We start from the raw sequence: 20,621 nt of genomic DNA, 5'->3' as shown, positions 1-20,621 counted from the left end.
TTTGGCAGCAGACCTATCCAAGCGTCCAACCCATCCAGCATGTTCAATGAACGGGCCTGGGTTTCGGTATGATGTCGAGATGTCATCTTCGCAACAACTCCATCATTCCGGTTCAAGAGGTCCATTGATCAAGTAGTCAAGCACGGTTCTGGCATCCGCTTCCTGTGGATGTCTTTTGGCATCGATGATGGATTGAACCACCTTAATGGCCGGATCTGGGAAAAGGGGATGGGCATATGTGGCTGCGTTCAAACGCACTTGCGGGTTTGGATGGTCGAAAAGATCGACCAGAACATGCCGCTGATCACCGGGGCGTGCTTCCAGTTCTTCCGCCAAACCTTTAATCTTAAGATAAGCGCGATTGTAGGGCCGTGTTTCGAGATATAGCACAGCCTCATGCTGCGTCAGGCTGAGGTCGATAAACCGCCGGATAATCTGATCGACGGAGAGCTCACTTCTCTTCTTCACCGTCATCTCAAAACTCCATGTTCCCTCAATGCCGACAGTCCTATCTCTACCCGCCTGCGCCAAGTGGCATTACGGAGAGCCTCTCGAGGAGAGAGGCCACCGAACTTGCCAGTTCTTTTGGCGTACCATGCCGTAATCTCCCAATGCTTGTACCGTGGAACCAGCACCTTGTTGTCGGGGCTCTCGATCATCTCCCGCGAAAATCCGTCGCGATATGCCGGCGTCTTTTCAACTATATGGTGTATATCATAACCCGGTCTCGGTGCTGTCGCACGTTCTCTTAGCTCCTCCAATGAGCGCGGCTCATCGAAGTAGGAGCGGATCGTGTGTCCGACTTCATTCGCGAGCCAACCGACCCGTTCTATGATGTCAGCTTGCCGCGAGTGGGGAAGCGACCGTAGATACTGCGTCAAAGCACGGCCGATCCGATTGCGCTCACGCGCCCGCGCAGCCCTCTTGTGGGGGATCTTCGGCTCGTCCGGGTCGCCGCTGACGGCCACAATTCTCGCACGGCCATCGTCGTGTGCAGGTCCGCCCCAGTCGCCACCCGGCCCCAGTCCACCGCCCGCCGTAGCGGGAACCACGCGGAACACGGGGTTGGTGCGGATTGAAACCTGCTTCTGCAATCTCACTATCCACCGCGCTCTCGCGGATGGATTGCCGTGGGTCCAGGAGCGACGTCCTACGTCAACAACGCTGGACAACCATCATTCTCGGGTAATGGCCCGAACATCAGATAATCAAGCGCGCTCCTGGCATGCGCTTCCTGCGGGTATTTTTTGGCATCAATGATGGATTGAACGACTTGAATGGACTCCTCAGGGAAAAGAGGATGAGCATATTTGGCTGCGTTCAATCGCACTTGAGGGTTTGGATGGTCGAACAGATCGACCAGAACATGACGCTGATCACCGGGGGACAACCTGAGCTTGTCAACTAGTTTGCGGATTTTCTCATAGGCGCGATTGTAGGGCCGCGTTTCTAGATAAAGCACTGCCTCATGCTGTGTCAGGCTGAGATCGATGAATTCTTGCACTGTGGCGTCAACCGGAACCGCTTTCCCTTTCTTCACCATCATCTCAAAACTCCATGATATCGCAGTGCAAACAACCCTATCTCAACGCGCTTTTGCCAGGACTCACTGCGAAGATACTCTCGAGGTGAAAGGCCTCCAAATCTCTCATCTTTCGTTGCATACCAGGCCGTGATCTCCCAATGCTTGTACCGCGGAACCAGGACCTTATTCTGCGGGCTCTCGATCATTTCCCGCGAAAATCCGTCGCGATATGCCGGCGTTTTCTCAACTATATGGTGTATATCATAGCCCGGTCTCGGTACAGTCGCACGTTCCTTAAGTTCCTCCAGCGCGCGCGGCTCGTCGGAGTAGGATCGGATCGTGTGCCCGGCTTCGTTCGCCAGCCAGCCGACCCGCGCGAGAAAGCGAACCCGCTGCCAAAGCGGAAGCGTCCGCAGATACCGGGCCGCAGCACGACCGATCCGATTGCGCTCACGCGCCCGCGCTGGCCTCTTGTGGGGGATCTTCGGCTCGTCCGGGTCGCCGCTGACGGCCACAATTCTCGCACGGCCATCGTCGTGTGCAGGTCCGCCCCAGTCGCCACCCGGCCCAGTCCACCGCCCGCCGTAGCGGTAACCACGCGGAACACGCGGCTGAGCGGGATTGAAGTTCGCCCGCGCCTCCAGCAAGGCCTGCAAATGCCACGCCCGTATCAGAAACGCGCCTTCGGCATAGGCCCGCGCGCAGTGCCGCAAAATCCCTGGCAAGTTCTCGCTCGTCGCCATCGCTGACCATCTGACCCCGCCTCGTTCAACGGGGTTATGATCAGGCCACTGCGGGTGGCGAGGATTAAACTCCTATCCTTTTCTTGATGTGATCCGGGGAACGATGCGCGTTCCAAAGACAATTCAGATGCTTGGTCATATGCCTGGGCAAAGAAAAAAGATCAGGATTGCGGGCAGGAGCGCGGGTTTATCCCCGGACGGGGCCAGCCCTATCGCATCCTCATGACGAACCGTCTCGATAAGCGCCGTTTCTCAGGCCAGAAACAGCCCCTCCAGAAACCGCGCGGCATCCTCGAAACGGCCCTCGCCACCGCGGTTTTCGCCCAACACCGCGCGCACCTGCACGTCGAAATCGGCATAGTGCTGGGTGGTCGCCCAGATGGCGAAGATGAAGTGGTAGGGATCGCTCTTTTTCAGGCGTCCCTCACGCATCCAGATGGCAATGACCGCGGCTTTCTCGTCCACCAGTTCCTTCAATTCGCCTTCAAGCAAAGGCAGGATACGCGGCGCGCCCTGCAGAATCTCATTGGCGAACAGCCGGCTCTCGCGCGGGAAATCACGCGCCATCTCGATCTTGCGGCGAATATAGGAGCGGATTTCCGTGTGCGGATCACCCGTCGCATCCATTTCGCGCAGGGGGGCGAGCCAGGTCTCCATAAGACGGTGAATCAAAGTCGCAAAAATCTCCTCCTTGTTCTTGAAATAATAGAGGAGATTGGGCTTGGACATGCCGGCCGCGTCGGCGATCTGGTCAATGGTCGAGCCGCGAAACCCGTGCTGTGAAAAAACCTCCAGCGCGGCCTCGCCGATCAGTTCGCGCTTTTCGCGCTGGATGCGGGTGCGTTTGGGGCGGGCGGCGGGCTTGTCCATCAGGCGGCCTCGCCCGCACGGCGGGCATGGCCAGCACATAGCGCAAGGCCAAGCTGGTCCAGCCGATTAGTCCACTGTGGAATGCGCCAGCGCAAGGACATTTCCCCTACTATCCCCTTGACCGCCAACATGGCGGTGTTAACGTTTGTCCAAACGGTCAAAAATTGCGTAGCATATCTTCGCGCAAAGCACCAAGCATTGACCGGGACAAGCCGAGCGAAACAACAATCAGGGGAAGCTTGGTCATGCTCGACAGGCTCAACAAGAGGCCGAACGATCTGTCTGCGTTCTGGATGCCGTTCACCGCGAACCGGCAGTTCAAGGAAACGCCGCGCATGCTCGTCGCCGCCAAGGACATGCATTTCACGGCCGAGGATGGCCGCAAGATCATGGATGGCACGGCAGGCTTATGGTGCGTGAATGCCGGCCACTGCCGGCCGAAGATCACCGAGGCCATCCAGCAGCAGGCGGCTGAGCTCGACTATGCACCCGCCTTCCAGATGGGCCATCCCATCGCATTCGAATTTGCCAACCGGCTGGCCGCCATGGCGCCGGAGGGGATGGACCACGTGTTCTTCACCAATTCCGGGTCGGAGAGCGTCGAAACGGCACTCAAGATCGCGCTTGCCTATCACCGCGCCAGGGGCGATGGCTCCCGCTTCCGGCTGATCGGCCGCGAGCGCGGGTATCACGGCGTCAATTTCGGCGGCATCTCGGTCGGCGGCATCGTCGCCAACCGCAAGATGTTCGGCACGCTTTTGACGGGCGTCGACCACATGCCGCACACGCATCTGCCCGGCGAAAACGCGTTCACGCGCGGCGAGCCCGAGCATGGCGGCGATCTGGCCGATGAGCTGGAGCGCATCGTCACCCTGCACGACGCATCCACGGTGGCGGCGGTGATCGTCGAGCCGGTGGCTGGATCCACGGGCGTGCTGATCCCGCCGAAAGGTTATCTGAAGCGTCTGCGCGAAATCTGCGACAAGCACGGCATTTTGCTGATCTTCGACGAAGTCATCACCGGTTTCGGCCGCCTCGGCGCACCGTTTGCGGCGGATTATTTCGGCGTCGTGCCGGACATCATGACCACCGCCAAGGGCATCACAAACGGCGTCATCCCGATGGGCGCGGTTTTCGTGAAGAAGGAAATCCACGACGCCTTCATGAACGGGCCGGAACACCTCATCGAGTTCTTCCACGGCTACACCTATTCGGGCAATCCGATCGCCTGTGCCGCGGGTCTGGCGACGCTCGACACCTATCAGGAAGAGGGGCTGCTAACCCGCGCCTCGGAGCTTGCCGACCACTGGGAAGACGCGCTGCACTCACTCAAGGGCGAACCGCATGTGATCGACATCCGCAACATCGGCCTTGTCGGCGCGGTGGAGCTGGAGAGCATTCCCGGCGAACCGACCAAACGCGCCTTCTCGGCCTTCCTCAAGGCCTATGAGCGCGGCTTCCTGATCCGCACCACGGGCGACATCATCGCGCTTTCACCGCCGCTGATCATCTCCAAAGGCCAGATCGACGAGCTGATCGACAATCTGCGCGATGTTTTGAGGATGATCGACTGAGATGTCCGCGGAACGCGAGAAAGCCACCCATGAAGTGCTGATCGACGACGAGCGCGTGCGCGTGACCCGCTGGGACTTCGCGCCGGGCGCGGAGACCGGCTGGCACCGGCACGGCATGGACTATGTGATCACCACGCTCACGCCCTGCGCCTTCCATCTGGAAATGCCGGGCGGCGAGACCGTACACAACAACCTTGAAGCAGGTGTCTCCTACCGCCGCAACGAGGGTGTGGAGCACAATGTTATCAATGGCGGCGACAAACCGATGTCGTTCGTCGAAGTCGAATTGAAATAAGGGAATACGCAATATGGCCGCACCGGGCGAGAACCTGAAGATCAACGCCGACCGCCTCTGGGATTCACTCATGGAAATGGCGAAGATCGGGCCCGGTGTGGCCGGCGGCAACAACCGCCAGACACTGACCGACGAAGACAGCGAAGGCCGAAAACTCTTTCAGAAATGGTGCGAGGAAGCCGGGCTCGAAATGGGCGTGGACGAGATGGGCACCATGTTTGCCACCCGCGCAGGCACCGACCCGGACGCCCTGCCCGTCTATGTGGGCTCCCACCTCGACACCCAGCCAACCGGCGGAAAATATGACGGCGTGCTCGGCGTTCTGGGCGGGCTCGAAATCATCCGCTCGATGAACGATCTGGGCATCAAGACCAGACACCCCATCGTGGTGACCAACTGGACCAATGAGGAAGGCACGCGCTTTGCGCCTGCCATGCTGGCATCAGGCGTGTTTGCCGGCGTCCATGAGCGCGACTGGGCCTATGAGCGCACGGATGCGGAAGGCAAGCGCTTCGGCGACGAGCTGGAACGTATTGGCTGGAAGGGCGACGAGCCCGTTGGCCAGCGAAAGATGAAAGCCTTCTTCGAACTGCATATCGAGCAGGGGCCGATCCTTGAGGATGAGTTCATCGATATCGGCGTCGTCACCCATGGGCAGGGCCTGTGGTGGCTGCAGGTGACGCTGACCGGCAAGGAGAGCCACACCGGCTCGACACCGATGCCCAAGCGCCGCAATGCCGGGCTGGGCATGGCGCGGGTGACGGAGCTGGTGCACGAAGTGGCGATGGACCATCAGCCCAGCGCCGTGGGCGCCATCGGCCATGTGGAGGTCTACCCCAATTCTCGCAATGTCATTCCCGGCAAGACGGTGTTCACGGTGGACATCCGCTCGCCCGACGAGAAGACGCTGAACAGGATGCGGGCGAAGATCGAAGCCGGCATCGAGACCATCTGCGACGCGCTCGACATCAAGTTCGAAATCGAGCCGGTCGGCCATTTCGCCCCGGTCACCTTCGACGAAGGCTGCGTGAAGGCGATCCGCGACGCCGCCGAACGGCTTGGCTATTCGCATCGCGACATCGTTTCGGGCGCCGGTCACGACGCCTGCTGGATCAATCAGGTGGCGCCGACCGCCATGGTGATGTGCCCCTGCGTCGACGGGCTTTCGCACAATGAGGCGGAAGAGATCACGAAGGAGTGGGCGCAGGCCGGAGCGGACGTCCTGTTCCATGCCGTGGTGGAAACGGCGGAGATCGTCGAATGATCTGACGATCCCGCAATTCCACCGTGGACAACAAAACAAGAGGGGAAACTCATGTCCAAGGTCATCAGAAACGGAACCATCGTCACGGCTGACCGGACGTGGAAGGCAGATATTCTCGTACAGCACGACAGGATCGTGGCGATAGGTCACGATCTCAATGGCGATCACGAGATCGACGCCACGGGCTGCTATGTGATGCCGGGCGGGATCGACCCACACACCCATCTGGAAATGCCCTTCATGGGCACCTATTCCACCGACGATTTCGAAAGTGGAACACGCGCTGCCGTTTCCGGCGGCACCACAATGGTGGTGGATTTCTGCCTGCCCTCGCCCGGCCAGTCCCTGCTGGAAGCCATCCAGATGTGGGACAACAAGTCGACCCGGGCGACCTGCGACTACTCCTTCCACATGGCGATCACCTGGTGGGGCGAGCAGGTGTTCAACGAGATGCCGCAGGTGGTGGAAAAGGGCATCACCTCCTTCAAGCATTTCATGGCCTACAAGGGCGCGCTGATGGTGGACGATGACGAGATGTATTCGTCGTTCCAGCGCTGCGCCGAGCTTGGCGCCCTGCCGCTTGTGCACGCCGAAAACGGGGATGTGGTCGCACAGCTTCAGGCAAAGCTTCTGGAGGAAGGCAACAATGGGCCCGAAGCGCATGCCTATTCGCGCCCGCCCGAGGTTGAGGGCGAGGCCACAAACCGCGCCATCATGATCGCCGACATGGCAGGCACGCCGCTTTATGTGGTGCACACCTCCTGCGAGCAGAGCCACGAAGCGATCCGCCGGGCCAGGCAAAAAGGCATGCGCGTTTACGGCGAACCGCTGATCCAACATCTGGTGCTGGATGAAAGCGAATACGCCAATGCCGACTGGGACCACGCGGCGCGCCGCGTGATGAGCCCGCCCTTCCGCAACAAGCAACATCAGGATTCACTCTGGGCGGGGCTGCAGGCAGGCTCGTTGCAGGTGGTTGCCACCGACCATTGCGCCTTCACCACGGACCAGAAACGCTATGGCGTGGACGATTTCACAAAAATCCCCAATGGCACAGGCGGGCTCGAGGACCGCATGCCGGTTCTTTGGACCCATGGCGTCAATACGGGCCGGTTGACGATGAACGAATTCGTCGCCGTCACCTCCACCAACATCGCCAAGATCCTGAACATGTATCCGCAGAAAGGCGCCATCGTCGAAGGCGCGGATGCGGACATCGTGATCTGGGATCCGGAAGCGGAAAAGACGATTTCAGCCAAAAGCCAGCAATCGGCCATCGACTACAATGTGTTCGAGGGCATCGAGGTGAAGGGCCTGCCGAAGACGGTTCTGTCACGCGGCGAAATTGTGGTCGAAGATGGCGCGGTGAAGCCGAAACCCGGCCACGGGAAATTCGTCGCGCGCAAGCCGCATATGGCGGTGAACCGGGCGCTTTCGCAATGGAAGGAAGTGACCGCGCCGCGCAAGGTAGAGCGGACGGGCATTCCGGCGAGCGGCGTATAAGGGAGACACATCCATTGAACGCCAACCCAGCAATCAGCCAGGAAGCGTCTTCCCCTCAAACCAGCCAGCCCGTCGTGGAAGCCCGCGGGCTCGGCCTCACCTTCGAGACCAATGACGGACCGGTGCGGGCACTCGCCGATGTGGACCTGACCATCAACAAGGGTGAGTTCGTTTCCTTCATTGGCCCTTCGGGCTGCGGCAAGACCACATTTCTGCGTGTGATCGCCGATCTGGAACAGCCCACCTCCGGCGAAATCCTCGTCAACGGCATGACGCCGGAAGAGGCGCGTCGCAACCGGGCCTATGGCTATGTGTTTCAGGCGGCGGGGCTCTTTCCCTGGCGCACCATCGAGCAAAATGTCGCCCTGCCGCTGGAGATCATGGGTTATTCGAAGGCGGAGCAGAAAGAGCGTGTGCACCGCACGCTCGACCTGGTGAACCTTGCCGGCTTTGAGAAGAAGTTCCCATGGCAGCTCTCGGGCGGCATGCAGCAGCGCGCCTCGATAGCGCGGGCGCTCGCGTTTGACGCCGACCTTCTTCTCATGGACGAACCGTTCGGCGCGCTCGATGAGATCGTGCGTGACCATCTGAACGAGCAATTGCTCGATCTGTGGGCGCGCACCGGCAAGACCATCGGCTTCGTGACCCACTCGATACCGGAAGCGGTTTATCTTTCGACGCGCATCATCGTCATGTCGCCGCGGCCCGGCCGCGTGACGGACGTGATCGTTTCGCCGCTGCCGAAGGATCGACCGCTCGACATTCGGGAAAGCCCGGAGTTTCTGGAGATTGCACACCGGGTGCGCGATGGGCTGAGAGCGGGGCATGGCGATGACTAGGAAAATGTCCACTGCCAGCGCTGCCCCTCATCCGCCTGCCGGCACCTTCTCCCCGCGCACGGGGAGAAGGACGAAGCGGCACCGTCTATGCCCCCTTCTCCCCGCCTGCGGGGAGAAGGTGAGGATGAGGGGCGAGCACGCCGCCCCAATGGTGACACCATGACGGCGGCGACGGACACAGCCCCGACCCGCACCAAAACGCCCGTCTTCCGACGCGCGGCGGAAGGCAAGACACTACCGATCCTGATCGTGCTCGGGGTCATAATCCTGATCTGGTATGCGTTCACCGTCTACCTGAACGCGCCTTGGCAGATGGACGCCTATGAACGGGCGGGGACGGAATGGACAGCCGCCGATCTCGTGCGCGATACGATGGCCCAGGAGCGGCCGGTGCTGCCCTCGCCGCATCAGGTGGTGGCGGAAATCTGGAAAACCACGGTCGGAACGCGTCTCACCTCCAAGCGCAACCTGTTCTATCACGCCTGGATCACCCTTTCCTCCACCCTGCTCGGCTTCGTGATCGGCACCGCGCTCGGCGTGTTTTTGGCCGTTGGTATCGTGCACAATCGGGCAATGGACAAATCCGTCATGCCCTGGGTCATTGCCAGTCAGACGATCCCGATCCTCGCGGTCGCGCCGATGATCATCGTGGTGCTGAACGCCATCGGCCCTGTCAGGCCTTCTGCCAAAGGCGCTGATCTCCACCTATCTCTCCTTCTTTCCCGTGGTCGTGGGCATGGTGAAGGGTTTCCGCAGCCCGGAAGCCTTTCAACTCGACCTGATGCGGACCTACAATGCGAGCGGCGCACAGACCTTCTGGAAACTGCGATGGCCAGCCGCCCTCCCCTATCTTTTCACCTCAATGAAGGTGGCCGTGGCAATCAGCCTTGTGGGGGCAATCGTCGGCGAACTGCCGACAGGTGCGGTTTCCGGCCTCGGCGCGCGGCTTCTGGCCGGCTCCTATTACGGCCAGACAGTGCAGATCTGGTCGGCTCTCTTCATGGCCGCAGCCCTAGCTGCCGTGCTGGTCGGGCTCGTGGGCGTCGGCCAGCGCATGGTGATGGCGCGCATGGGAGAAAAGCCATGAACTGGGCCCTCACCGGAGCGCTTCTTTTCTGGGCTGCCGCATGGACCCTGAACGAATGGCTCGCGCGGCTGAACCCACGCTCGCCACAGGCAAGGCGCGCGCTCGGCCTTCTGATCCCAGCCATTTTCGGCATAACGCTACTGGTGGTCTGGGAAGGGCTGGTGCACGGCTTCAACATATCGCCCGTGCTCCTGACACCACCGAGCGCCATCTGGGCGCGCATCACATCGTCCCTGCCAACCCTGTGGGCCGATTTCCAGCAGACCTTCCTTAAGGCCGTGCTGATCGGCTATGCGATTGGTTGTGGCACGGGGTTCCTGACGGCCATCGCCATCGATCGCTCGCCCTTCCTGCAGCGCGGCCTTTTGCCCTTGGGCAATTTTGTCTCCGCACTGCCGATCATCGGCGTCGCGCCGATCATGGTCATGTGGTTCGGCTTTGACTGGCCCTCCAAGGCGGCGGTCGTGATCATCATGACCTTCTTTCCCATGCTGGTGAACACGGTCGAGGGGCTTTCAGCGTCTTCCGCCATCGACCGCGATCTCATGCGCACCTATGCATCCTCATACTGGCAGACACTGTTCAAACTGCGGCTTCCAGCGGCAGCACCCTTTATCTTCAATGCGCTGAAGATCAACTCAACGCTGGCGCTGATCGGTGCCATCGTCGCCGAATTCTTCGGCACCCCCATTGTGGGTATGGGTTTCCGCATCTCCACCGAGGTGGGGCGTATGAACATTGACATGGTGTGGGCCGAAATCGCGATTGCCGCTTTGGCTGGCTCACTTTTTTACGGTGCGGTGGCGCTTCTGGAACGCGCCGTCACCTTCTGGCATCCATCCATGAGGAGTGGATAACCGGCCGCGTGGAGAACGGCGGCCCAATCAAAGAGGGAAGCGAAAATGAAACACGCAGTGAAAGGCCTTTTATCCGGTGCGCTTATGCTCACCGCCTCGCAGTCAATGGCCGCAGACGATGTGACCCTGCAGCTGAAATGGGTGACGCAGGCGCAATTCGCGGGATACTATGTCGCCAAGGATCAGGGCTTCTATGAAGAAGAAGACCTTAACGTCGAGATCAAGCCCGGCGGCCCCGACATTGCGCCAGTGCAGGTGCTGGCCGGCGGCGGCGCGGATGTGATGGTGGACTGGCTCCCCTCAGCGCTGGCCGCACGCGAGAAAGGCGTTCCCGTGGTGAACATCGCCCAGCCCTTCGCACGCTCGGGCCTCACCATGGTCTGCCGCAGGGAGACCGGCATCGAAAAACCGGAAGACTTCAAGGGCAAGACGCTCGGCACCTGGTTCTTCGGCAATGAGTATCCGCTCTATAGCTGGCTCTCGAAGCTCGACCTGCCGCGCGATGGCTCCGAAGATGGAGTGACCATTCAGAAGATCGGTTTCAATGTCGACCCGCTTTTGCAGAAGCAGGCCGACTGCATCACCGCCATGACCTACAATGAATACTGGCAGGTAATCGATGCCGGACTGAGCGAAGACGACATCGTGGTGTTCAACTACACCGACGAAGGCGTGGCCACGCTGGAAGACGGGCTCTATGTGCTGGAAGACAGGCTTCAGGACCCAGAATTTGTGGATAAGATGGCGCGCTTCGTTAAAGCCTCGATGAAGGGGTGGATGTGGGCGAAGGACAACCCGGAAGAGGCAGCGATGATCGTGCTCGACAATGACGCGACCGGTGCCCAGACCGAAAAACACCAGACGCGCATGATGGGCGAAATCGCCAAGCTTCTGGGTGAAGATGCCACGCTGGATGAGGCCGCCTACCAGCAGACCGTGGAGACGCTGCTGCAGGGCGGATCCGACCCCGTGATCACGAAGGAGCCAGAGGGAGCCTTCACCCATGAGGTTTCCAAAAAGGCGATGTGAAGACTGGAGTCAGGCCGTAAGCCTGCGCCGTTCCACCTCGCGATAGGCCCCGGGGGTGGTGCCGGACTGCCGACGGAAGAAACGGTTGAAATAGGCCGGATCCTGAAACCCCAGAGAATAGGCTATGGCCTTGATCGGGGTAGGGGTGAAGATCAGGTCACGGCGCGCCGCATCGATAAGGCGGCGCGCCAGCAACTGCGAAACGCTCGCCCCCGCCTCCTGCCGCGCTATGCGATTGAGGTGAGCGACCGATACACCCAGTTTATCGGCATAAAACGCGACCGGGCGGTGCTCGCGGAAATGTGCAGCCATCAGCGTTTCCAGTGCCTGCCCCCTTCGGCTGTCCGTGGTGCCCCGTTTCTGCAATTCCTGCGTGGACGAGCGCACCCTCACCCTTGCCAGCCGAACCAATATCTCGATGACGTGTACATCAAGCATCAGATCCCGGCCGACACCGCCGTGCCTGCCGTTTTCCTCAAGCAAACGATGAAACAGACGGTGAAGGCATTCACTCTCGCCAGCAACGGCACGGTCGAGCGTCACGATGCGTGTGTGCGACAGAAACTCGGCCAAGGCTCGGTCGCTCCCGCCTGGCAGGGCCAGTCGATCGGCAAGAACCGTCGCGACAATGCCTTCAGAGCCGCGGGCAAAGCGAAACCCATGCGCAGCCCCCGGAGGAATGAAGAGCCCACAGGGCGCGGAAAACGGCGTTTCCGCAATTCCGTCGCCGATGAGCTCCCCTGCCCCTTCGGCCATCCAGAAAATCTGGAAAAGCGCATTGTGGCGATGCACATCAATCTCCCAATTGTGCAGCCCGCTTCGCGCAGAAAGGGCTTCGCAATGAAGCCAGAAATCAGACGATTCATCTGATTTTTCTTCATAAAGTCGGAAATTCGGTATCCTGGAGCGCATCACCCCCTCCTCGAAGGATGATCGAAAAGTGCAATTCTTTGCGGCGAATGTCCATTGTCGAAGCGCACGGGAGTTTTCACTCTGTCTCACTGAGGGAGGAACAATCAGCGTGCGAACTCAGGTCGTGATCATCGGCTCGGGCCCGGCAGGCCTGCTGCTCGGGCAGCTTCTGACCAATGCGGGCATCGACAATGTCGTTCTGGAGCGGGCATCGAAAGCGCACGTTCTGTCACGCATTCGTGCCGGGGTGCTGGAGGAAGGCACCGCCGCGATGCTGGACGAAGCGGGCGTCGGACAGCGCATGCGCCGCGAAGGTCTGCCGCATGACGGGTTTGACCTCGCCTTCGACAATCGCCGCCACCGTGTCGACCTGCACGACCTCACCGGTGGCAAGCGCGTGCTTGTTTACGGGCAGACCGAAGTCACCCACGATCTGATGGACGGACGGGAGGCGTCAAACGCTGTCTCCATCTATGAAGCTGAAAACGTCCAGCCGCATGATTTCGACGGCGAACGTCCCTTTGTGACCTATGAGAAAGATGGAAAGACCCATCGCATCGATTGCGATTTCGTTGCCGGTTGCGATGGCTTCCATGGCGTTTCTCGCAAATCGGTACCGGAAGCCGCCATCGAAACCTTCGAGCGGATCTACCCCTTTGGCTGGCTGGGCATCATTGCCGATGTACCACCGGTGGGCGAGGAACTGATCTACGCCAATCATCCGCGTGGCTTCGCGCTCTGCTCCATGCGCTCAAAGACGCGCAGCCGCTACTACGTTCAGGTCGGCGCTGAGGAGCGGGTGGAGGACTGGTCCGACGAGCGCTTCTGGGATGAGATACGAAACCGCCTGCCGGGGCGCACGGCCGAAGCTATGATCACCGGCCCCTCGATCGAAAAATCCATCGCTCCCCTGCGCTCCTTCGTGGCTGAACCGATGCGCTTTGGCCGACTGTTCCTCGCCGGCGATGCCGCCCACATCGTTCCGCCCACCGGCGCGAAGGGCTTGAATCTCGCTGCGAGCGACGTTCGCTATCTCTTTGATGCGCTTCAGGAATTTTATCTCGAAAAATCCTCTGCCGGCTTGAACGACTACTCCAACAGGGCATTGGCCCGCGTCTGGAAAGCGGAGCGCTTCTCCTGGTGGATGACGAGTACGCTGCATCGGTTTCCCGAGCAGGGTACATTCGGGCAAAGGATACAGCACGCGGAACTCGACTATCTTTTCCAATCGCGAGCCGCATTGACAATGCTGGCTGAGAACTATGTGGGCCTGCCGTTCTGAGGACCAAGGGAGAAAACCATGTCCGACAAAGAAAAAAGCGAGCGCCATCGGCAGGGGATGGAAACCCGGCGCAGCGTTCTGGGCGATGCCTGGGTGGACGGGGGCCGAAGCGCGCAGGACAGCCTTCGACGACCCCTTTCAGGATCTCATCACCGAAGCGGCCTGGGGCCATGTCTGGTCGCGCGGTGAGTGGAGCAAACGCGAACGCTCCATGGTGACCATCGCGCTTCTGGCGGCGCTCGGACAGGACGAGGAACTTGCCCTGCATGTGCGCGCCACCGCCAACACGGGTGCCAGCGCCGAGGACCTGCGCGAAGCCATGCTCCACGTCGCCATCTATGCCGGCGTGCCGGCGGCCAATCACGCGATCAAGATCGTCAAGCAGACACTTGCGCAGATGGACGAGGGTAAGGCATGAAGAACGAACAGCACAATGCAGAATGCTTCTTCCAGCGGGACCGCGGCTGGCATCCGCCTGCCCTGACCCCGCTTTACAAGACATCCGTTGCCCGCTCGCCGCGGAGGGCACCGGTCTCCTTCCCGCACACGCTTTCGGAGGTGACGGGGCCCGTCTTCGGACACGACATTCTCGGCGCGCTGGACAATGATCTGACAGTAAACTTCGCCGCCCCCGGCGAAAGCGCCATCGGCTCGCGGATCATCGTCTACGGACAGGTGCTCGACGAGAATGCCCGGCCCGTGCCCAACGTGCTGGTCGAGTTCTGGCAAGCCAATGCCGGCGGGCGATACCGGCACAAAAAGGACGGTTATCTGGCACCGCTCGATCCGAATTTCGGCGGTTGCGGACGCACCATCACCGATACAAACGGAAATTATTTTTTCCGCACGATCATGCCCGGCGCATACCCCTGGCCAAACGGCATCAATGACTGGCGCCCCGCGCACATCCATTTTTCCGTTTTCGGCGATGGTTTCGTCCAGCGTCTGATCACACAGATGTATTTCGAGGGTGACCCGATGATCTGGCGCTGCCCGATCGTAACCACCATACCGGACCGTCAGGCCGTGGAGGGTCTGATCGCCGCGCTGGACATGGAGGCAGCGGTGCCGATGGACGCGCGCGCCTACAAATTCAATATCGTGCTGCGCGGTCGGCGTTCGACCATGTTCGAAAATCGCATGGAGGGAAATTGATGCCTCAGGAACTCGGGCGCCTGAAGGAAACTGCTTCGCAGACCGCAGGCCCCTATGTGCATATCGGCCTGACGCCGAATTTCGGTGGCATCGCGGGCGTCTACCCTCATGATCTGGGTTCCGGGCCGGTGGATGCGAAAGCGCGGGGCGAACGCATCACCGTCAAGATGCGTATTTTCGATGGAACGGGATTGGCGCTCAGGGACGCTTTGGTGGAAACATGGCAGGCGGATGCCGATGGTCTCTACAATTCACCTTCCGAAACACGAGGCAAAGCCGACCCGAATTTTAATGGATGGGGACGTTTTCCATCCGACATGGACACCGGCGAGATCGCAATCGAGACCATCAAGCCCGGCCGCGTCCCCTTTCCCGACGGGCGACTGATGGCCCCGCATATCAGCCTCTGGATTGTCGCCCGCGGCATCAATCTGGGGCTGGCGACACGCCTTTACTTCGGTGACGAGGAAGCGGCCAACGCCGAAGACCCGGTGCTGACGCGCCTCGAACATCAGAACAGGGTCGAGACCCTGATCGCACGGAAGGAAGGCGCGCATTATCTCTTCGACATCCATCTCCAGGGTGAACGGGAAACAGTGTTTTTCGACATATGATCGGCCATAATCGATTCTTCGAGCGTCAATCAGGCACGAGAAACCCATGACCATCTCCGCCTTCGACCACCCCATACTCTCCGGGCTCCTCGGCGATGAGGAATTGGCGGCGCTCTTTTCGGCGCAGGCGGAAATCGAGGCTATGCTGCATTTTGAGGCGGAGCTTGCTCTTGCGGGAGCGGACGAAAATGTCATCCCGCGCGAGGCCGCAAGAGAAATCGCCACTTCGCTCGATACCTTCAGCCCCGAGATCAGGGCATTGAAGGCGGGCATCAACCAAGACGGGGTCGTGATCCCCTCCCTTGTATCGCAGATCCGGGCCACCCTATCCGAAACGACGCGTCCGCACCTGCATTTCGGTGCAACAAGCCAGGATGTGATCGACACCGGCTTTGCTCTCCGTGCCCGTGAAGCGATTGAAATTCTCGAGCGAAGGCTGGACGGGCTCCTCCAGTCCCTCGAAGCTCTGGAAGAACGCGACGGTCAGATCGACGTCATGGCGCACACGCGCATGCAGGCTGCCATCCCCGTCCCGGCTGCCCGCAAGATCCGCTCGTGGAGCGGACCGCTCATGCGTCATACGAAAAAGCTGGCTGCCGTTCGGGACGAGATTGCGGTGCTGCATTTCGGCGGAGCAGCAGGGACACTCGACAGGCTTGGCCACAAGGGCGAGGCTGTTGCGGGCCGGCTTGCTGCAAGACTTGAGCTCGCTCTGCCCGAACACCCGCGTCACAGTGAGCGTGACGGGATTGTCGCCCTTGCCTCCGTCCTATCGCTCATCAGCGGAAGTCTCGGCAAGATGGGGCAGGACATTGCTCTGGCGGCACAGAGTGAAATTGGCGAGGTCGAACTGGCGACCGGCGGCGGCTCTTCCGCCATGCCGCACAAGAAAAACCCGGTCGCCGCCGAAGCGCTGGTGACGCTTGCGCGCTTCAACGGGGCGCTTGTGAGCGGAATGCATCAGGCGCTGGTGCATGAAAACGAACGCTCGGGTGCGGCATGGACGCTGGAATGGATGCTTCTGCCGCAGATGATTGTCGCAACGGGTGCAGCACTGCTCAAGGCAGCGGACCTGGTGGACGGGCTGACGTTCAGGGCCAGGAGCGTTTAGCGGGGCGCTCGCCCCTCAACCTTGCCCTCTCCCCCCCCCCACACGCGGGGAGAGGGCAAGGTTGAGGGGCAGCGCCGTGCCGTCCAAATGCCAAACCGCTACAGGAGCTACAGGGCGTTCATTGTCAGGAGCTCGTAGGCGGCAACCTGCTCGCCTTCCTGATTGTAAACGCCGACATCCCAGCGCACCTCACCATACTCGTCCTTGCGGCGCGTCTTCTGCTTGACCGTGAGGCGCACTTTCAGCGTGTCGCCGGGCGAAACCGGCTTCATGAAGCGCAGATTGTCGAGGCCGTAATTGGCGAGAACCGGGCCCGGCGCCGGCTCAACGAACATGCCTGCCGCAAAGGACAGGATGAGATAGCCATGGGCGACGCGGCCGGGGAAGAACGGATTGGCGGCAGCCGCCTTCTCGTCCATATGCGCGTAGAACGTATCGCCGGTGAACTCGGCAAAATGCTCGATGTCCGCCAGCGTCACCTCGCGTGGGCCGGCCCAGAGCGTACGGCCCGGCTCCAGTTCGCCAAAGGTCAGGCGGAAGGGGTGCGGCTCTTTCTCTTCGGTCGAGGCGCCCGCCACATAGCGATTGGTGATGCCGGCGATCAGGTCGGGACTCGCCTGGATCGCGGTGCGCTGCATGTAGTGCATCACGCCACGCACCCCGCCAAGCTCTTCACCGCCGCCGGCGCGACCGGGACCGCCATGCACCATGTGCGGCAGCGGCGATCCGTGGCCGGTTGCCTCCTTGCCGGTGTCGCGGTTGGCGAAATAGAGCCGGCCGTGGAATGCGCCCGCCTCCAGCACCGCCTGACGGGCAACCGCCGGATCATGCGTGAAGACCGAGGCGACGAGCGAGCCCTCGCCGCGATTGGCGAGTTTCAGCGCATGGCCGAGATCGCGGTAGGGCATGATGGTGGACACAGGACCAAACGCCTCGACCGAATGCAGCTTCTGAGCGCCATCGGGATCGTCGCAGGAAAACAGCATGGGCGGCACAAATGCACCCGCGGCGGCATCGGCATCGGTGACCGAAAAGGCATCCGGATCGCCAAAGACACGGCGTGCCTCGGTGGCGAGAATGCCCGCCTTCTCAAGAACATCGTCGCGCTGGGCGAGGCTTGCGAGCGCGCCCATCCGCACGCCTTCGCTGCGCGGATTGCCGACCACGGTCTTCTCAAGCCGGGCGATGAGCGCGTCGGTAACCGCGTCGCGGTGCGCGTCGGGCACGAAAATACGGCGCACGGCGGTGCATTTCTGGCCGGCCTTGGCCGTCATCTCGCGGTGCACTTCCTTGATGAAGGCATCGAATTCAGGCGTTCCGGGCGCTGCATCCGGCCCAAGCACCGAGGCATTGAGCGAATCCTGCTCGGCCACGAAGCGCACGGAGTTGCCGATGATCTTCGGATTGGCGCGAAGCATGGATGCGGTGGAAGCCGAACCGGTGAAGGACACCACGTCCTGTCCGGTCAGACGGTCGAGCAGGTCTCCGGTGGAGCCGGCGATGAACTGCACCGCGCCTTCCGGAAAGAGGCCCGATTCCACGATCATGCGAAAACAGGCCTCGGCAAGCCACGCGGTGGCGGAGGCCGGCTTGACGATGGCCGGAACGCCGGCAATCAGTGTCGGCGCAAGCTTTTCCAGCATGCCCCAGACGGGGAAGTTGAAGGCATTGATGTGAACGGCCACGCCCTGAAGCGGGGTCGCCACATGCTGGCCGACGAAGTTTCCGGAGCGTGAAAGCTGCTCCAGCGCGCCATCCACATAGACCTGATCGTCGGGCAGCTCGCGCCTCGCCTTGGAGGAGTAGACGAACAGCGTACCGATGCCGCCATCGATGTCGATCATCGAGTCGGGCTTGGTCGCGCCGGTCTCATAGGAAAGCTCGTAGAGCGCGTCGCGGCGGTCGTTCAGATACTGCGCCAGCGCCTTGATGGCGAAGGCCCGGTCGTGGAACGTCATCGCGCGCAGCGCCGGCCCGCCCACCTGGCGGGCATGATCGGCCATGCGGGCGAAATCCATCTTCTGCGAACCAAGCTCGGCAACGACATCGCCAGTGACCGCACTCCGCAGGGGTTTGAGATCGCCCGAGGGCGCAACCCACGCCCCTGCCGCATAGCTTTCAAGCCGCATCACGCTCATGGAAAACTCCTTTATTGATCAGCGCACCCGCGCCGGCAGCCGGGAGAAGCCGCGAAAGCGCACACGTCCGGTGCGTTCCGACTCGCCCGTCATCCGGTAGTCGGGGAAACGTTTGAGAAAATGCGAAATGCCGATGCGTCCTTCCATGCGTGCAAGCGAGAAGCCCGCGCACAGATGAGGACCACCGGCAAAGGCCAGATGCCTGTTGGGCCTGCGCCCCACATCAAGCCGATCCGGATCGGCGAATTGACGCGGGTCGCGATTGGCCGCACCAATGCATAGATGGATCGGTGTGCCAGGCTCCACGGTTTCGCCATGGAACTCCACCGGCTCGACAGCCATGCGGTTGCCAAGCTGGTTGGGGCTCTGGAAGCGCAGGAACTCATCGACGGCCGTCGCGATCAGGTCCGGGTCGGCTTCAAGCCGCGCCTTCTCCTCAGGCCACTGCAACAGCTCGTAAAGGGCGTTGCCAATCAGGTTCGTGGTCGTCTCGTGCCCGGCGTTGAGGATGAAGATGCAGTTCTGCAGAAGCTCCACTTCGGAGAGCTCTTCGCCCTCATTGCCATTGATGAGACGTGTCAGGACGTCTGTCGCCGGATCACCGGGATTGCGGCGCCGGTCATCGGCGATGTCCTTCAGGAACGCCTTGAAATCGGTGACGGAGGTGTTGCCCCATTTAAGCTGTTCGTCGGTGAGAACCGGTTCCAGAGCACCAAGAATGGCGAGCGACCAGTCACGCAGCGGCTCGCGCTCCTCATGGGGAATATCGAACAGATTTCCAATCACCTCGACCGGGATCGCGGCGGCGAAATCCTCAATGAGATCGACTTCGCCCTTCTCTTCCATACGCTCAAGCAGGCCGTCGACCAGCGTGATCAGGCCCGGCTCGAGCGCTGCCAGCGCGCGCGGCGTAAGCGCGCCCATCATGATCTTGCGCACCCGCGTGTGTAGCGGCGGATCGTTGAAGACGAGGCTTGTCGTGTGATGCTCGTAAAGCGGCGTGTCTCCGAATTTCGGCAGGAACTCGGCCTTCTTGTCGGATGAAAAGGTTTTTGTGTCTCGATACACGCGATCAAGATCGGCATAGCGCGACAGCATCACGGAGCCGTCGGCAAAGCGCTTCAAAGGCGCATGCTCCAGAAGCGCGTGATAGACCGGAAACGGATCATCCACGAAGCTCGCGGGCAGCGCCGTCAATTCGAACTCTTTCGCCAGTTTCCGGCTTTGCTTCGCAAAGTCTTGCGCCGTTTTCGTCATGCTCTCCTCCCGGAAGCGGCGCCGCCGCCTCCTTACAACAGTATTATTGACCGACCGGTCGGTTTATGCAAGTCTGATTGCAATGACGGCCTCGGGAGGAGCCTAAATGTCACAAATGCAACTGTCTCCACAGGAGATCGCAGAGCGCAGCGCACAGGCGATGTGGGCGCGCGACGATGCGTCCAAATGGCTGGGATGCAGCCTCGATGCAGTGGGCCCGGGCAGCGCCACCCTTTCCATGACGGTGGAGAAACACCACACCAACGGTCACGACATCTGCCATGGCGGCTACATCTTCACGCTGGCGGATTCGGCCTTTGCCTTTGCCTGCAACTCCTACAACCAGATCGCTGTCGCACAACACAATTCCATTACTTTCGTGGCGCCCGGCGCGCTCGGCGACCGGCTCAAGGCGGTCGCTCGGGAGGTTGCGCGGTTCGGCCGTTCCGGGATTTATGATGTGCGGGTTGAAAATCAGAACGGCAGGCTGATCGCGGAATTTCGTGGCAATTCCCGCGTGATCAGCGGAACGCATTTTTCGGTGGAGGCCCTGAGAGGTTCGGGAG

The 20,621-nt window shown here is 61.0% G+C and carries 18 protein-coding genes and 3 pseudogenes; 14 read left to right on the top strand and 7 right to left on the bottom strand.

Features of this window, described 5'->3' with window-relative positions; genetic code table 11:
- Positions 1-102: 102 nt before the first annotated feature.
- From AB2N04_RS09445 to AB2N04_RS09430, 4 genes are all read right to left on the bottom strand, one after another.
- Positions 103-474, bottom strand: coding sequence for a DUF2019 domain-containing protein (locus AB2N04_RS09445; protein ID WP_367718532.1), 372 nt, complete (start codon positions 472-474; stop codon positions 103-105).
- A 676-nt stretch (positions 475-1,150) separates the two neighbouring features.
- Positions 1,151-1,546: a DUF2019 domain-containing protein gene (locus AB2N04_RS09440; RefSeq protein WP_367718531.1), complete on the bottom strand. Its 396-nt coding sequence runs from the start codon at positions 1,544-1,546 to the stop codon at positions 1,151-1,153.
- On the bottom strand, positions 1,543-2,268 hold the full coding sequence (locus tag AB2N04_RS09435; protein ID WP_367718530.1) for a hypothetical protein: 726 nt from the start codon (positions 2,266-2,268) through the stop codon (positions 1,543-1,545). Before AB2N04_RS09435 ends, AB2N04_RS09440 begins: the two co-directional genes overlap by 4 nt.
- 252 nt (positions 2,269-2,520) lie before the next feature.
- Positions 2,521-3,138, bottom strand: a complete 618-nt coding sequence (locus AB2N04_RS09430; RefSeq protein ID WP_367718529.1) for a TetR family transcriptional regulator C-terminal domain-containing protein — start codon at positions 3,136-3,138, stop codon at positions 2,521-2,523.
- 245 nt (positions 3,139-3,383) lie between these two features.
- Between AB2N04_RS09430 and AB2N04_RS09425 the strand changes: the two genes are divergently transcribed.
- From AB2N04_RS09425 to AB2N04_RS09390, 8 genes and pseudogenes are all read left to right on the top strand, one after another.
- The gene (locus AB2N04_RS09425; RefSeq protein WP_367718528.1) at positions 3,384-4,712 is read left to right on the top strand and encodes an aspartate aminotransferase family protein; all 1,329 of its coding nucleotides are present in this window, start codon (positions 3,384-3,386) and stop codon (positions 4,710-4,712) included.
- A 1-nt stretch (position 4,713) separates the two neighbouring features.
- Positions 4,714-5,007 carry a cupin domain-containing protein gene (locus AB2N04_RS09420; protein WP_367718527.1) on the top strand — a complete coding sequence of 98 codons (294 nt, stop codon included), beginning with the start codon at positions 4,714-4,716 and terminating at the stop codon, positions 5,005-5,007.
- A 13-nt stretch (positions 5,008-5,020) separates the two neighbouring features.
- Positions 5,021-6,271: a Zn-dependent hydrolase gene (locus tag AB2N04_RS09415; RefSeq protein WP_367718526.1), complete on the top strand. Its 1,251-nt coding sequence runs from the start codon at positions 5,021-5,023 to the stop codon at positions 6,269-6,271.
- Positions 6,272-6,322: 51 nt separating this feature from the next.
- Positions 6,323-7,774 (top strand): dihydropyrimidinase, encoded by a 1,452-nt coding sequence (hydA, locus tag AB2N04_RS09410; protein ID WP_367718525.1) that lies wholly within the window; start codon positions 6,323-6,325, stop codon positions 7,772-7,774.
- A gap of 32 nt (positions 7,775-7,806) precedes the next feature.
- Entirely contained in the window at positions 7,807-8,613 is an 807-nt protein-coding gene (locus AB2N04_RS09405) for an ABC transporter ATP-binding protein (protein ID WP_367718773.1), read from the top strand.
- 159 nt (positions 8,614-8,772) lie between these two features.
- Positions 8,773-9,700, top strand: a pseudogene (locus AB2N04_RS09400) (ABC transporter permease).
- Positions 9,697-10,557, top strand: a complete 861-nt coding sequence (locus AB2N04_RS09395) for an ABC transporter permease (protein WP_367718524.1) — start codon at positions 9,697-9,699, stop codon at positions 10,555-10,557. The pseudogene AB2N04_RS09400 and the gene AB2N04_RS09395 overlap by 4 nt, the downstream one beginning before the upstream one ends.
- A gap of 45 nt (positions 10,558-10,602) precedes the next feature.
- The gene (locus AB2N04_RS09390) at positions 10,603-11,586 is read left to right on the top strand and encodes an ABC transporter substrate-binding protein (RefSeq protein ID WP_367718523.1); all 984 of its coding nucleotides are present in this window, start codon (positions 10,603-10,605) and stop codon (positions 11,584-11,586) included.
- Positions 11,587-11,595: 9 nt separating this feature from the next.
- On the opposite strand, the gene AB2N04_RS09385 is transcribed toward AB2N04_RS09390, so the two are convergent.
- Positions 11,596-12,378, bottom strand: a complete 783-nt coding sequence (locus AB2N04_RS09385; protein WP_367718522.1) for a helix-turn-helix domain-containing protein — start codon at positions 12,376-12,378, stop codon at positions 11,596-11,598.
- Between the two features lie 229 nt (positions 12,379-12,607).
- Between AB2N04_RS09385 and pobA the strand changes: the two genes are divergently transcribed.
- From pobA to AB2N04_RS09360, 5 genes and pseudogenes are all read left to right on the top strand, one after another.
- Entirely contained in the window at positions 12,608-13,780 is a 1,173-nt protein-coding gene (gene pobA, locus AB2N04_RS09380; RefSeq protein ID WP_367718521.1) for a 4-hydroxybenzoate 3-monooxygenase, read from the top strand.
- An 18-nt stretch (positions 13,781-13,798) separates the two neighbouring features.
- Positions 13,799-14,198, top strand: a pseudogene (gene pcaC, locus AB2N04_RS09375) (4-carboxymuconolactone decarboxylase).
- Positions 14,195-14,935, top strand: coding sequence for a protocatechuate 3,4-dioxygenase subunit beta (pcaH, locus tag AB2N04_RS09370; protein WP_367718520.1), 741 nt, complete (start codon positions 14,195-14,197; stop codon positions 14,933-14,935). The pseudogene pcaC and the gene pcaH overlap by 4 nt, the downstream one beginning before the upstream one ends.
- Positions 14,935-15,549 carry a protocatechuate 3,4-dioxygenase subunit alpha gene (pcaG, locus tag AB2N04_RS09365; RefSeq protein ID WP_367718519.1) on the top strand — a complete coding sequence of 205 codons (615 nt, stop codon included), beginning with the start codon at positions 14,935-14,937 and terminating at the stop codon, positions 15,547-15,549. Before pcaH ends, pcaG begins: the two co-directional genes overlap by 1 nt.
- A 46-nt stretch (positions 15,550-15,595) precedes the next feature.
- A complete protein-coding gene (locus tag AB2N04_RS09360) occupies positions 15,596-16,660 on the top strand; it encodes a 3-carboxy-cis,cis-muconate cycloisomerase (protein WP_367718518.1) in 1,065 nt (354 codons plus the stop codon).
- 107 nt (positions 16,661-16,767) lie between these two features.
- On the opposite strand, the gene paaZ is transcribed toward AB2N04_RS09360, so the two are convergent.
- Entirely contained in the window at positions 16,768-18,798 is a 2,031-nt protein-coding gene (gene paaZ / locus AB2N04_RS09355) for a phenylacetic acid degradation bifunctional protein PaaZ (RefSeq protein WP_367718517.1), read from the bottom strand.
- 18 nt (positions 18,799-18,816) lie between these two features.
- On the bottom strand, positions 18,817-20,055 hold the full coding sequence (locus AB2N04_RS09350; protein WP_367718516.1) for a cytochrome P450: 1,239 nt from the start codon (positions 20,053-20,055) through the stop codon (positions 18,817-18,819).
- Between the two features lie 115 nt (positions 20,056-20,170).
- Here AB2N04_RS09350 and paaI point away from each other — a divergent pair.
- Positions 20,171-20,605 (top strand): annotated as a pseudogene (paaI, locus tag AB2N04_RS09345) (hydroxyphenylacetyl-CoA thioesterase PaaI); the annotation flags it as partial.
- Positions 20,606-20,621 lie beyond the last annotated feature (16 nt).

This window comes from Nitratireductor sp. GISD-1A_MAKvit (assembly GCF_040819555.1).
GTDB lineage: Bacteria > Pseudomonadota > Alphaproteobacteria > Rhizobiales > Rhizobiaceae > Nitratireductor.
The sequence above is the reverse complement of the archived record's forward strand: the minus strand, read 5'-3'. Positions and strand labels throughout refer to the sequence as shown.

Bases quoted from the DNA above. Each gene is read 5' to 3' on its own strand.
- AB2N04_RS09445 (WP_367718532.1), bottom strand. From the start codon at position 474: ATGACGGTGAAGAAGAGAAGTGAGCTCTCCGTCGATCAGATTATCCGG.
- AB2N04_RS09440 (WP_367718531.1), bottom strand. From the start codon at position 1,546: ATGATGGTGAAGAAAGGGAAAGCGGTTCCGGTTGACGCCACAGTGCAA.
- AB2N04_RS09435 (WP_367718530.1), bottom strand. From the start codon at position 2,268: ATGGCGACGAGCGAGAACTTGCCAGGGATTTTGCGGCACTGCGCGCGG.
- AB2N04_RS09430 (WP_367718529.1), bottom strand. From the start codon at position 3,138: ATGGACAAGCCCGCCGCCCGCCCCAAACGCACCCGCATCCAGCGCGAA.
- AB2N04_RS09425 (WP_367718528.1), top strand. From the start codon at position 3,384: ATGCTCGACAGGCTCAACAAGAGGCCGAACGATCTGTCTGCGTTCTGG.
- AB2N04_RS09420 (WP_367718527.1), top strand. From the start codon at position 4,714: ATGTCCGCGGAACGCGAGAAAGCCACCCATGAAGTGCTGATCGACGAC.
- AB2N04_RS09415 (WP_367718526.1), top strand. From the start codon at position 5,021: ATGGCCGCACCGGGCGAGAACCTGAAGATCAACGCCGACCGCCTCTGG.
- hydA (WP_367718525.1), top strand. From the start codon at position 6,323: ATGTCCAAGGTCATCAGAAACGGAACCATCGTCACGGCTGACCGGACG.
- AB2N04_RS09395 (WP_367718524.1), top strand. From the start codon at position 9,697: ATGAACTGGGCCCTCACCGGAGCGCTTCTTTTCTGGGCTGCCGCATGG.
- AB2N04_RS09390 (WP_367718523.1), top strand. From the start codon at position 10,603: ATGAAACACGCAGTGAAAGGCCTTTTATCCGGTGCGCTTATGCTCACC.
- pcaH (WP_367718520.1), top strand. From the start codon at position 14,195: ATGAAGAACGAACAGCACAATGCAGAATGCTTCTTCCAGCGGGACCGC.
- pcaG (WP_367718519.1), top strand. From the start codon at position 14,935: ATGCCTCAGGAACTCGGGCGCCTGAAGGAAACTGCTTCGCAGACCGCA.
- AB2N04_RS09360 (WP_367718518.1), top strand. From the start codon at position 15,596: ATGACCATCTCCGCCTTCGACCACCCCATACTCTCCGGGCTCCTCGGC.
- paaZ (WP_367718517.1), bottom strand. From the start codon at position 18,798: ATGAGCGTGATGCGGCTTGAAAGCTATGCGGCAGGGGCGTGGGTTGCG.
- AB2N04_RS09350 (WP_367718516.1), bottom strand. From the start codon at position 20,055: ATGACGAAAACGGCGCAAGACTTTGCGAAGCAAAGCCGGAAACTGGCG.